Below are 13,446 nucleotides of genomic sequence, written 5' to 3' on the forward strand. Positions count from 1 at the left end.
TAAAATTATTTTTACTAATTCAAATTTTTAAAGCGTAATTACTTCTTAATTCATTAGATTTGATTGCAGACAGTGATAACGGAGTTTTGAGCTAATAAAAGATCGTTTGTAGTTGTAGCATCGTGAACATCACCGCTAGTACCGTCTTTTTGGTCACCTAAAGCTGCCTTAACTACAGCATCAATCTGGGCAAGTTTCTCTTCCTTATCAGAATCAGTTAGTAACCCGTCATTCTTAATCTTATCCTTAGCTGCTTTAACTGCATTATTAATTGAATCAACAGTATATGCTTGTTGCTTAGCAAATGGTACTGCTTTATTAAGAGCACTTTGGAAATCAGCTTCTGCCTTGTCAAGCTCTGCTTGCGATCTAGCATTTGCAATTGCGTCTTTAGCATCTTTTACAGCTTTAGCAATTTTATCTGGTGCTGCCGTCTTAGCGTCACCATCATCCATGTTGGCAACAGACTTAGAAGCAAAGTCTGACACTTGACTTACTAATTCACTAGAAGACAATTTCTTTCCTGCTAATTCACATTCCTTAGTAACTTGTTCTTTAATGGTATTAATTTCATCTTCTGACATGGCATCATGGATACTGCCTGCTGAGCCATCTTTTTGTTTACCCAATGCATCCTTAACGATAGCATTAATTCTATCAACAGCTGCTTGTTTATTTTCTGTTGATGCAGGCGAGCCAGTTACTGTGTGAATTGCATCGTCAGCTGCTTGATTAATTTCCTTAATAGCTGCATCCTTCTGCTCTTTTAATGAACTATCAGTCTTCCCTGCTTTACAAGTAGCTAAAACCATATTTACGGCCGTAAAAATGTCACTCGTTGTTTTGGCATCATGAACATCACCGCTAGTGCCATCTTGCTTTTCACCTAAAGCTACTTTAACAACAGTATCAATTTTAGAAAGTGCTGCATCCTTTTCATCTTTTGATAGATTAGCATTATTATTGATTACTGTCTTAGCATCTTCAGCTACTTTTTTAATTGTATCAACAGCATATTCTTGCTGCTTAGCAAATGGTACTGCATCGTTAAGTGCATTTTGGAAATCAGTTTCTGCTTTGTCAAGATCAGCTTGCGATTTAGCACTTGCAATTGCGTCTTTAGCTGTTTTAGCAGCTTTAGTAATTTTATCTGGTGCTGCTGTCTTAGCATCACCATCGTCCATCTTTGTAGCGGATTCAGAAGCAAAGTCTGACACTTGACTTACAAGCTCACTAGAAGTCAATTTATCTTCTTCTAATTTACATGCCTTGATAGCCTTATTCTTAATTACGCTAACTTCACTTCCAGATTTGGCATCATGGATATCGCCTGTTGAGCCATCTTTTTGCTCACCCAATGCATTCTTAACAATAGCATTAATTCTATCGATAGCTGCTTGCTTATTTTCTGCTGATGCAGGCGTGTCTTTAACTGCTTGAATTGCATCATCAGCTGCTTGGTTAATTTCTTTGATAGCTGTTTCTTGTTGTTTCTTTAGTGAGTCACTAGTTTGTTTCACTCTGCAAGTAGCTAAAACAGTGTTCACGGCTGTAAAAATATCACTCGTTGTTGTGGCATCATGAACATCACCACTAGTGCCATCTTGGTTTTCACCTAAAGCTAATTTAACAACAGTGTCAATTTCAGAAAGTGTTGCATTCTTCTCATCTTCTGACATCCAATCATCGTTATTAATTTCGTCTTTAGCTGTTTTGACCGCATTATTAATTGTGTCAATAGCATATTCTTGCTGCTTAGCAAATGGTACTGCATCGTTAAGTGCATTTTGGAAATCTGCTTCTGCCTTGTCAAGATCAGCTTGCGTTTTAACACTTGCAATTGCGTCTTTAGCATCTTTTACTGCTTTAGCAATTTTATCTGGTGCTGCTGTCTTAGCGTCACCGTCATCCATCTTGGCTACGGCATCCTTTACAAAATCGCCTTCCTGTTTTGCCAAGTCATTTGAAACTAACTTGTTTCCAACTAATTCACATCTTGCTTTTGCTTCATCTTTGGCATTTTTAACGTCAGCTAAAGTCTTAGCAGCATTAATTGAGCCACTTTTGCCATCTTTTTGCTCACCTAAAGCGGCCTTAACAATATCTTCAATTTGATTGATGGCTGTTTCTTTTTCAGCATCTGTTAATGGACTACTCTTAACTAAGTTAACAGCATCATCTTGGGCTTCTTTAATGTCTTTGACAGCTGTATCCTTAGCATCTTGCAGATTCTTATTAGCTTCATTGGTTGCATCTTTTACTGCTTCGTCAATTGCAGAAGTTGCATCTTTCTCGGCTGTTGTAACATCATCAGTAGTTTTAGCAGCATTAACTGCACCAGTCTTTTCATCGGTTGCATCTTTTACTGCTTTATCAATATCTGCTTTAGCCTTACTTTGTTGCTCTTCTGTTAAATTCTTGTTACCAGCAATTTTGTCTTGGGCTGCTTTAGCTGCATTTTTAATCTTACCAACAGCTGCGTCCTTAGCATCTTGCAGATTCTTATTAGCTTCATCATTTGCTTTATTTACAGCGTTGTTAATTGCATCAGTCGCATCTTTCTCGGCTTTTGTAACGTCATCAGCAGTTTTAGCAGCATTAACTGCAGTATTTGCTTTATCTACTGCTTCAGTAATTGCATCAGTCGCTGCTTTTTGTCGGTCCTCTGTTAAGTTCTTATTGCCTGCAATTTGGGCTTTAGCGGCTGTAGCTGCATCTTTGATCTTAGCAACAGCTTTATCCTTAGCTGCTTGCACAGGGTCTACTGTTGGAACGCTTGGATTTGTTGAGCTTGAGCCACCAGTACTAGGTACACTGGTTGAATTAGAATTATTAGTTGAAGCTGTATTATTACCTGAATCAGGTTTATCAGTTGGGGTTGTAGTGTTTTCGTTTGGCTTTTCGACATCATTATTATCAATTGCCGGCTCCTTCTTAGCCAAAGCACTTGCTTTAATATAACCTAACTTAGTTGAGTAATACTTCTTACCCTTGATGGTTACTGCTGCACCATAAATTGTTACTTTTTGACCTTTAGCGATTTTACTGCTCTTTATAACTTTACCTTTACGAGTATATAAAACTGTCTTTTTAGCGGCGTTGCGGTTCTTGCCATCAACATTTACAGCTTTGATATATTGGTTCTTGCCAATTTTATAGTAAACTTTGCCTTTGACAGTCTTCTTGCTTGAAACACTGACCTTTTTGCCCACTTTAAGAACTGTACCGGTCTTGACCATTTTCTTGCCTTTTAATCTATAAATAGCAGAATTGGCACCAATTACCTTGGTCTTTTTAGCGGCACTAACCTCAACAGGCATATTATTTAAAACATTATTGGGCATCTGACCTAGCCCAACCGTTAATAATGCTGCACCCGATAGTGAAACAATTACTTTTTTATACGAATTGTTTTTATTCATTTTTTAAACCTTTCATTCATATTTTTATTACACACTTGCTTTTAACTACTGTTACTAAAAGCATTCTCATTAATCATAATGCTAAACCTCGATCTTTAGAACACTATATACAAAAAAAAAAAAAAATAATATAGTTTTAAAAGGATAGTGAATTATAATCAAGATAGTGTTCTTAAGCTAACATCGGCTAATCCATTTGATATTATCGTATCTAACTCATAGTTAATGCATTAATCATAATTAAAGTAATTGGCTTTAAATATTAAAATATTATTATATTAGGCATGTAAATATGCTGGCTTAAAATGTTTTTAGGAAATAACGAAAAGGTCAAGAACATAGGTACCGATAAAACCAATTCATGCAAAAAAGCCATTTTAGAATTTCTTCTAAAATGACTTTTTTATTTTAGTTATTAAACTTTAAATTAATCGTCTAACTTTTCTTTGTTAGTTACGTTTAATTTTTCATCGAAGGTGTAAACCACTGGTTCACCAGTCTTCATTTCCAAGTTCATAATGTCAGCATCAGAAATGTTTTCAATGTACTTGGTTAAAGCACGAAGTGAGTTACCGTGAGCAGCAATAATGACATTCTTGCCAGCTAATAAGTCTGGAGCAATGTGATCTTCCCAGAATGGCATAACTCTTTCAAGACAAACCTTAAGGTTTTCTGTCCGTGGGATGATGTTCGGGTCAAGATCTGCGTAACGACGGTCATGTACTTGACTAAATTCTGAATCATCTTCAATTTTTGGTGGCAAAACATCGTATGAACGACGCCAAATGTGAACTTGTTCGTCACCATATTTGTCAGCAGTTGCCTTCTTATTCAAACCTTGCAAACCACCGTAATGACGTTCATTTAATCTCCAAGACTTAGTTTCTGGAACCCAGAGTTGATCGCTTTCTTCCAAAGCGAAGTGCAAAGTCTTAATCGCACGAGTTAAAACTGAGGTATAAGCTTGGTCAAATTTAAGACCGTGTTCCTTAATTAACTTACCTGCATTCTTTGCTTCTTCAACACCTTTTTCTGACAAGTCAACATCAATCCAACCAGTGAACTTGTTTTCAAGGTTCCATTCACTTTGTCCGTGACGGATTAAAACTAATTTCGACATGAAATATCTCCTTTGCAAATTAAAAGCTTCACTTACTATTTTACACATTTAGATTTTGTTTTCATAGGGTTTAAGATTAAAAATCATTTTTTTAATCTTTATTTTACGATACAATAGATAATATTATGACTATAAGGAAAGTGAATATCTAACCAAAATGAAATTTAAAAAATTATTGCTAAGTATGGGCGTTGTAGCGGCACTAATTTCCGGTGGTTGCTCTAAACAAAAAAAGCAAGCTGAACCTATTTTAACCAAAACCCAGGTAATCAAAAAAGCTCAGAAAACTTTTAAAAGTGGTCAGGCTAAGCAAGTTGTTAACCTTAGAACTGACACTTCCAGTCAGGTTGTGGCTTCAAACTTTACTTTCGGTGGCGACCCAACAGTTTTTCATTTAAATTATCAGACTGAAAATAATCAAAGCAAAAAGAATTCCCACAGCATGGATGAGTGGATTAGCAATACAGGAAATCTATATATCAACGGTCAAAGTACTTGGTATAAAGCAGAAGTTGCGAAAACAACTGGTCACACATATGCCGACTTGCTTGATGCCATTCTTAATAACGAAATGTTAATGGATCCACCTTCTAAGCTCATTAACGCATATCAAATGAAGCGAAGCGGCAGAACCTACACGTTAACAGCTAAGATTACTGATAAAGAAGTGATGAAAGCTGCCGTTGCTCCTATTTTTCAAACCAATACCCAGAGCCAGCAACAACAGAAAATTTACAATAAATTGGCTAAGGCAGGTAAATTCCAAGACATGACCGTTAAGCTTGTAGTTAAAGGTAATAAACTTGCTACCTTCAAGTACAATGTCAACTTAAAGATTGGTAAGCTGATGAGATTAAGTGCCGGTCAAAGCTATGCCAATATTGGCAGCCGTGATTTCCTCAAGTTACCATCAAACGCTTTAAATGCTAAGCCTTTACCCAAAGCAAATAATAAAAAATGATTACGCACCAAGCATTATTTCACTATGAAATAATGCTTTTTTAGTAAAATTAAAACAATATTATTAAATATAGGGTAAAATGGTCCTTAAAATATAATTAAGTAAGATTAAACAAAGGAGTACTCCGATGAAAACAAAAAAGATGATCTCTTCGATATTACTGACTTTTACCTTATTTGCATGTAGTCTAAGTCAAGTTCAACCGGTTGCAGCAGCTATGACCAAAAAGCAGGCAGTCGCAATAATTAAAGAAAATAATAAAAAGCAAGACAGCGGAAAAATGCATTCAACCACAACTACTTTACTTAAAAATGACAAAACAGCAATAACGATTGATGGGTATTATAATAATACCAGCAAGTTAGTAAACGAAAATGGGGCGATTAAATATGGCAATAAAAAAGACAAAGTAAATGTCTGGGTGGACGGTAAGAATAACCGCCTTTATAATTTTAATAAGAATAAATGGGAATATGAAAAGGTGCCAGATGCTTATCAAACATTAATTAATGATCTTACGGGTCAAAAATCACTCGTTAATCTATCAAATTCAATTTTTAAAAATTTAGAAAAGAACGGTAAGTTAACACATAAAAAGGGCGTCTATCAATTAACCGGCTCGGTTAATGGTCAAAAATATGTCAAGCCCGTTATGCAAGTTATCTTGAAAAACGACATTAAAAACAAAGATATCAAATCTTTCACTAAGAACGTGAAAATTGGCAAGATCAAGCTAAACTTCACTTTAACCAATCAAAAAGTAGTCAGTGCACAAGGTAAGACTACCGCTAAACTTAAGAAAGGCCCAACAATCAAGATCAGCGAAACTTTTAGTCACTTTAACGAATACGGTAATTTAGCTTTACCAGATGATGTTAAAAATGCTGTCCCAGTTAAAACCGACAAGTAGTTTATTAGCATATGCAACGAAGTTTTGACCTTAAAAGCAATCTTTTTATAAGGAGAAGAAAAATGAAAGTTAAAAAAATTATTTCTAGTGTTTTATTAACCTTTAGTTTATTGACTGGGGGCCTTACCCAAGCTAAGCCTGTTGCGGCTGCCCTAGATAAACAACAGGCGATCGACATCATTAAGCAAAATGACCAGACCAACGGTCAGCTTGATTTCACAGTATCTGTCGAGCCGCACCTGAAAAAAGGCAGGGCAATTCCTGCTACAGTATTTAGCCTTACCGGCGGTTTCAACCAAAATGTAGTCCACATGAGTGGTTATGTTCCGACTGCTTATGTTGGCAAGTCAAAAAAGATTGAATTTTGGGCAGATGAAAAGGAAAACCGACTTTACACATATATTGGCGATCAATGGGAATATCAATCTCTCAATAGCAGTCGAAATGACCAATTGACAAGTAACATTATTAAGACCAGCAACTTTGACCAATTACTCAAAAATGGTAAATTTAGTCAGCAAAATGGTACTTATACTCTAAAAACAGCAGCTAACGGCAATCAGGCATACAAAACTGGACTTAAACTGGCTCGCATAGCTAGCGGCGTGAAGTTTAGCAAAAAAGAACTGAACTACTTGAACAAGTACACTAAGCTAGGTACAATTTATGCCACCCATCGCCTGCAAGATGATCATCTAATTGACTCGAAGTCAAGCGTCAAATATGTCATAATTAAAGTGGCAACAGTCAAAATGACGTTTAAGGTTAGTCATTTCGGTGAATACGCTGATTTGGCCGTACCAAATGACGTTAAGAAAGCAGCTAAGCCTGCTGACATTGACGCAAATAAATAATTATTTTTATTAAGTGGGAGCTAATATTATGAAACTTGGGATTATCGGCAGTGGCAAAATTGTTCATGACTTTTTAACGACAGCGGATAAGATTGAGAACCTAGAATTAGCAGCAATTTCAACTACTAAACGAAGTCAGACAATCGCACGCGATCTAGCTAAGAAATACGATATCAAAGAAGTTTTTGCGGATAATAATCTTTTATTCCGCGACCCAAACGTCGATACCGTGTACGTAGCTGTGCCTAACTCGCTTCACTACGAAGTGGTTAAGCAAGCAATTGAGAATGGCAAAAATGTCATTTGTGAGAAGCCTTACGTGTCAACAGTGGCTGAGGCTAAGGAACTCAAAAAGATTGCTGATGAACACCACGTAATCATTGTCGAAGCAATTACCAATATTCATTTAGGCAACTTCCAGGCGATCAAAAAGGCACTTAAAAAAATTGCCCCAATTCATATTATCGCGTTAAATTATACCCAATATTCCAGCCGCTATGATGACTTCTTAAAAGGCAAAATCGCCCCTGTCTTTGATCCTGCTAAGGATGGTGGGACGTTAATGGATCTGAATATCTACAACATTCATTTAGCCGTTGGTCTTTTTGGCAAACCCCAAGCGGTTCAATATTACCCAGTAATGCAAAAAGGGATTGATACATCCGGTATTCTAGCAATGATTTACAGCGACAAGCAGGCTACTCTAATTGCCTCTAAGGACTGCTACACTAATCCACGTTCTTTTATTGAAGGCGAAAACGGAACGATTTACTTTGATGGTTCAACTGGTGTACTCGCTAACTTCACCGTTGACAATCGGGGTGGCGATACCGATAAGTTTAACTTTAATCAATACGAGCACCGGATGGCTAGCGAATTTGCGGCTTTCGTAGATATTATTGACCATCATGATGTGGCAGAAGCTAATAAGCTGTATGACCACAGCATGGCAGTAATGGATGTTTTAGCCCAGGCTAAAGCATCAGTTAAAAACTAAACACTGACACTAACATGTCTAAGTAAAATAACCACCTTGAAGCGTGCAAGCTTTCAAGATGGTTATTTTTGCTTTTTAATTTATTTGCGACCGATTACCTTGCGCACGCGGTCAGCTGCCTGTGATTTGGCCGAAAAAATCAGTTCATCGCCTTCTTCAATAACTGAATAGCCGTGCGGAACAAGCCATTCTTGCCCGCGGTGAATGCGATCGACCGTGATATCATGTGCCACATCCCAGTCGGCTAATTGCCGTCCCGTATAATGAGTGTTGCGCACTACTACTGAATATAGTGCATTCTTGGTATCAGTTAAAACCCGGTAAACAGCAGGTGACTCAATCAATGCACGTAATAAAGCAGCACTGACATTGCCGAGATTAAAAATTTCGATTCCTTTTTCCGCCAATTGCGCCGCTTCCTCATTTGCCATTCGCTTCTGACAAACAATGATTCGCTTAAAGTCGCCTTTTTGCCGTGCTAATTTAGCTAAACGCAAGTTTTCCTTATCTGACATTAATGCTGCAACAAAAATATTGCCGTTAAACGCACCATTTTGTTCTAATTTAGCTTCAGTTAGTTCGGGTAATAAATCCAAACTAGGAACACGACTTTTATACAGATTATAGTCTTCCTCATCACTAGTCATCATCTTGACCGAGTACCATTTATCATGTAAATCAAGTAAAACTGGTACGGTCAGAGCAGTTGCCCCGACAAGCACAACTTTTTCTTTAATCCGGTCTTCAGGCTGCAATTTAAAAATCGCATTGAAGATTACGGGACAAAAAATGCAGACAATAACCGCCGCCAGAATAAAGACATCAGATTGCAGCGAAGTAATGACCCGCAGTTTACGTGCTACTGCCAAGGTAGGCAAAACAATCGTAATTGTCGTTGCACTTAGGACACCGCCAGCTAGCCCATTACGATAACCAAATTTTTTAGCATAAATTAAAACGACCGGTAATTTGGCAATCAACAAGAAGACGACTAAGACGGGCAGTAATGTTAATGACCAGGGATGTGCCAGAAGAGACCGTAAATTGAGCTTAACTCCCGTCATAATAAAGAAAATAGGAATAAAGAAGCCATAGCCGATTGAAGTCAGCTTATCTTTAGTCTCATGACTTGGCTCTAGCAATTTCATCACTATCCCCGCCAAGAAGGCGCCCAAAATATTTTCCACGCCCACTTTTTCAGCCACCGTCACAAGCGCAAAAATCAGAAAGAATGCTAGTCGAATATCTAGCTGAGTCGTGTTTTTGGTAACGTCATTGAACCAGAGGTATAGCCGTTTAGAACGCCAGAGCAAAACAATCGCAGCCATGAACAGTAGAATGATCAACCACAACTGCTTGGTGTTGCCGCCATTGACAGCAGCATAAATAGTTAATAGCATCAAAGGAATTACTTCGCCTAAAACTGCGGTTAGTAAAATTGTCTGCCCAATTGGTCTGCGCAAAATATCCTTTTCCTTTAGTGTAGCAATCACAACTCCTAAAGCAATGGTCATAAAAATAATTGCCGCCAGTGCAACATCATTAAATAAACCAAACCACTTTAATAACCAACCTAAGAAGACAGCCACCACGCTAATACTTAAAAATGAGCCAACCGCAATCCGCATTGGATTAACTGCTTGCTTATTTTTCTTTTTGCCCTTATGTGGTTTTAATAAATTAAAATCGATTTCCATTCCGGACAAAAAGATTAACAGAATCACGCCTAGGTTCGATAAAAAGGATAAATCATGTGTTACTCCGACCACATTGAAGCCACTAGCTCCTAAAAGGATCCCCACGATAATTTCCGCAATTGCAGTTGGCACCGCGTTAACCCTTAACTTAGCCATTAACAGTGGCACAATTAGCGCAAATAAGATAACGAGAAATAAAGATAACTGAGCCATGCAAAGTTGCCCTCCTTAAATACTGTGAAGATTATACTCGATAACACCTGTAATTAAAAGCACTGCTTTTACCATTATCTTAGACTGATCATTATTTTTTTGCATAAAAAAAGTTCATGATCCAAGATCATGAACTTAATCTATTTTAATTAGAAATTCGCTGCTTTAACAAAGCGGGTAGCGCTAATTGGGTAATACATGGAGCCGTTGATGTTAACCCGGCCACCATAAGTCCGCACTTTTGCACCGCGCAACAGCTTGGAACTATCCGCGCGAAGACCGGTAGTGTCATAAATATAAGCATTATGAGACAGTACTCGTTCAGTACCCAGAATGTTACTTGCAACGACATATTGGTTTTCACCAATCTGTAAGTACTTTCTGCCGTTAATCACCTTTTCTTGCGCAACGGTCACATCCGTTCCGGCAGTCTTTAATTCCGCATTAGTCCGATTGCCTTGTTCATCGTAAACATAAGCATCGTGCATCAAAGTCTTCTTCCCTGTTGGTGCTTGCGAAACATTGTCACCAGCAGTTGAATCGCTAGCTGAAGGATCAGTTGGGGCTTCTGCTGCAGTGTCTCCTGCTTGTAAATTATAGTAATACTTCAGTAAAGCAAAGAAGTCATCCATTGAATAGCCCCACTTAGCGAAATAACCATCAGGATCAGTATGATTGGTTCCGCCTAAAAAGCGAGACACAGCGTGGTGTGACCAGATCGTTCCTTGGCCAGTATTGGAGGCATTAACCGGCGTAATGCCATAACGATGAAGCAACTTAGCAGCATAAATAGCATCATTGCTGACACTCTTAGCAAAGTTTGCCCGCGTATTTTCTTCACATAGTTCAATTTGAATAAAACGGTTGTTGGCAACAGCACCAGCACCCCAGACACCATAATTTGGCGTCATCATTTGGATAACTTGCTTGCTGTCGACAAAGGCGTGGACATATGAGTACATGTTCATCCATTCACGGTTAAAGTAAATGGCTTCATTGTAAGCAGAAGCATTTGGTGTTGCGGTCTCATGAATTACGATTCCTTCTGGCTTACCCTTTCTGTACCGAATAATATTGCCGTTAGCATAAAACTTATTGTACCTAATATTGGCTGTTTGCAGCATTTTATACAAGTAAGTTTCGCCAACATAGCTATTTTGCTTGGCAATTGAATTGATTGAAGCCGCCTCAACTGCACGCGGCTGATTAATATTAACAACAGGAGCAACTAAACCTACTCCGATAGCAATAGTAGTTATTAGTTTCTTGATCTTCATTGCTAAACGTTCATTCCTCATTTCTATTTGTTAAAAACTATTATTCAGCTTTAAAGTTAGCTTTTTTAATGTATTGATGAATACCAATGCGGTAATATTTCTTACCATAAATGTTAATCACAGCACCATAAGTTGCTACTGATTTATTCTTCTTCATGACCTTCTTATTGTCACGGTTGCCGTAATCATTATAAACAAAGGCATTCTTCTTCAAAGTTCTAAAGGTACCATCAATATTGCCACATGCAATATATTGATCTTCGCCAATACGGTAATATTTTTTACCGTTGATTGTTTTGGTGCCATAAGTGGCAATTACCTTTCCTTCATCACCTGACTTAAGAGCCTTCATACCCTTGACGCGCTTGCCCTTATCATTATAGACAAATGAGTTATGCATCAAAGTCTTGTTGACTTTCTCATCGCCCTTAGGAGCCTGTGAAGCTGGTGGCAATGCACTGCCTGCATCTAGTAAAGTGTCGTTAACCCAGCCCTTGCCGGAAATGTACATCCGCTTCCTGCCGTTATAAAAGGTAATTGTCTTAGTAACAGTGACGGCATCACCCTTGTTAACAGAGTCAGTCTTCGCAGAAACTGAGTGGTCAGTTGGCCAGGCATAAGTTGCGCCTGATTTTTTAACAACATAAGACTTCGAAGCGTTGGAAATCTTCGGGTCATACTGTGTCAAATTGCTGGAGGTTATTCTAGTGTTTAAAATCGTATTGTAATTATTAGCTGTTGCATAAGTACCTGTCAGGGCCTTAGTTGCATCAGTATAGGATGCGGCATTCTCAAGCCACGCACCTTGGTAGCGGTCGGGTTGCCAAGAAACGCCATTCCGCAATTTATTACCATTGTCATCGAATGATTCCTGGTAATTGTTGTATTTTCTGAATTTAGCAACCACGTAATAGCTCTTGCCATTCTTATCTTCTTCACGCGTCTTAGCGGAATAAACAGCGCCTGCCCAGCTATCATCGGCTTTCATGCCAAAAAGATTATTAGCATTAACCGCTAAGCCTGATTGACCCCAATTCGATTCAACAATTGCCTGAGCAATCATCACAGATGGGTACAAGCCATACTTCTTAGCAACCTTTTGTGCTTGGCTAACAGCAGTATTTAAAAAAGTTGTCTCACTCACTGTCGCTGCTGAAACCTTCTCAGCCCGCGCTGGCGAAGCGGCAATTAAGTTGTTGGTAACCGGAATAACAGCCGATGCAGCAAGGACTGCAGCTGAAAAACCAGTGATAAGTCTTCTTTTCATAAAAATAATTTCCTCCTTAATCGACATCTTTATTGTAACGAGCAATTGCCTGATAAACAATAGATGCTGTTTATTTGTAGTCAAAAAGTAATATAGACAGACATTTGTTACAAGTAGTAATTTAACGTTCCAAAATTACTCGCAGATTTTGCAAAAGGCTCTTTTTAACGCGCTGTAATTGAACGCGGCTGACCTTCAACTCGCTAGCCAACTGGCTAATTGGTTCTTGCAATAGTAAATGCTGCACAAAAATCTGCTGATCTAAAGCTGACATCTTGGTGACTTCTTTTTGTAACGTAATTAGGTTATCCCAATGACTGCTTTGACTAATTTCTTGTCTAGTTACGAGACTTGTCTGCTGCTCATTATGTCGCTTGTCTTGGCGCAGTAAGTCAACTGTATGCCAGAGAACCTTCCGAAAGCTGAGCCGATCGACCTCTTTACGTGGTAAATTAGCCTGTTCGGTTAGCATTTGCGCATAAATTAATAGTCCTTCTTGCAGAAAGTCTTCATAGTTAGTATAGTCCTGACTGACGTGAGCACACTTAATGGCGCCTCTAACTAATTTTTGATTTTCCCATGCTGTAATAAATGCTTGCTGACTGATTTTCATTGTTGTGACCTTTTCCTTTATTGTGAGTGTCACAAGCGCTTGTGCATGTTTAGATTAGCAATTTAGACGCAAAATAAAAAAGCTAATAAAAGGGAGCAGCAGGGTTAGTATAATA

The 13,446-nt window shown here is 38.2% G+C and carries 10 protein-coding genes; 4 read left to right on the forward strand and 6 right to left on the reverse strand.

From position 1 onward, the window contains the following. Positions 1-53 precede the first annotated feature (53 nt). Complete coding sequence (locus tag J3U73_RS08405; RefSeq protein ID WP_267410150.1) at positions 54-3,422, reverse strand: DUF1542 domain-containing protein; 3,369 nt, start codon at positions 3,420-3,422, stop codon at positions 54-56. A gap of 427 nt (positions 3,423-3,849) precedes the next feature. Further along, a complete protein-coding gene (locus J3U73_RS08410; RefSeq protein WP_103752988.1) occupies positions 3,850-4,542 on the reverse strand; it encodes a 2,3-diphosphoglycerate-dependent phosphoglycerate mutase in 693 nt (230 codons plus the stop codon). 157 nt (positions 4,543-4,699) lie between these two features. Between J3U73_RS08410 and J3U73_RS08415 the strand changes: the two genes are divergently transcribed. The 4 genes from J3U73_RS08415 to J3U73_RS08430 all read left to right on the forward strand — a co-directional run bounded on the left by J3U73_RS08415 (position 4,700) and on the right by J3U73_RS08430 (position 8,264). Further along, a complete protein-coding gene (locus J3U73_RS08415; RefSeq protein ID WP_267410151.1) occupies positions 4,700-5,503 on the forward strand; it encodes a hypothetical protein in 804 nt (267 codons plus the stop codon). Positions 5,504-5,630: 127 nt separating this feature from the next. Further along, on the forward strand, positions 5,631-6,413 hold the full coding sequence (locus tag J3U73_RS08420; RefSeq protein WP_267410152.1) for a DUF6612 family protein: 783 nt from the start codon (positions 5,631-5,633) through the stop codon (positions 6,411-6,413). Positions 6,414-6,475: 62 nt separating this feature from the next. Beyond that, positions 6,476-7,267 (forward strand): hypothetical protein, encoded by a 792-nt coding sequence (locus J3U73_RS08425; RefSeq protein ID WP_267410153.1) that lies wholly within the window; start codon positions 6,476-6,478, stop codon positions 7,265-7,267. 28 nt (positions 7,268-7,295) lie between these two features. Then, on the forward strand, positions 7,296-8,264 hold the full coding sequence (locus J3U73_RS08430; protein ID WP_267410155.1) for a Gfo/Idh/MocA family protein: 969 nt from the start codon (positions 7,296-7,298) through the stop codon (positions 8,262-8,264). Positions 8,265-8,344: 80 nt separating this feature from the next. On the opposite strand, the gene J3U73_RS08435 is transcribed toward J3U73_RS08430, so the two are convergent. From J3U73_RS08435 to J3U73_RS08450, 4 genes are all read right to left on the reverse strand, one after another. After that, positions 8,345-10,174, reverse strand: coding sequence for a cation:proton antiporter family protein (locus tag J3U73_RS08435; RefSeq protein ID WP_267410157.1), 1,830 nt, complete (start codon positions 10,172-10,174; stop codon positions 8,345-8,347). A 149-nt stretch (positions 10,175-10,323) separates the two neighbouring features. Then, complete coding sequence (locus tag J3U73_RS08440; protein ID WP_267410159.1) at positions 10,324-11,451, reverse strand: SLAP domain-containing protein; 1,128 nt, start codon at positions 11,449-11,451, stop codon at positions 10,324-10,326. A 40-nt stretch (positions 11,452-11,491) separates the two neighbouring features. Next, positions 11,492-12,718: an SLAP domain-containing protein gene (locus tag J3U73_RS08445; RefSeq protein WP_220268583.1), complete on the reverse strand. Its 1,227-nt coding sequence runs from the start codon at positions 12,716-12,718 to the stop codon at positions 11,492-11,494. Positions 12,719-12,839: 121 nt separating this feature from the next. Next, positions 12,840-13,331 carry a sigma-70 family RNA polymerase sigma factor gene (locus J3U73_RS08450; protein WP_267410160.1) on the reverse strand — a complete coding sequence of 164 codons (492 nt, stop codon included), beginning with the start codon at positions 13,329-13,331 and terminating at the stop codon, positions 12,840-12,842. Positions 13,332-13,446 lie beyond the last annotated feature (115 nt).

The sequence above is a fragment of the Lactobacillus sp. B4005 genome (assembly GCF_026536045.1).
Classification (GTDB): domain Bacteria; phylum Bacillota; class Bacilli; order Lactobacillales; family Lactobacillaceae; genus Lactobacillus; species Lactobacillus panisapium.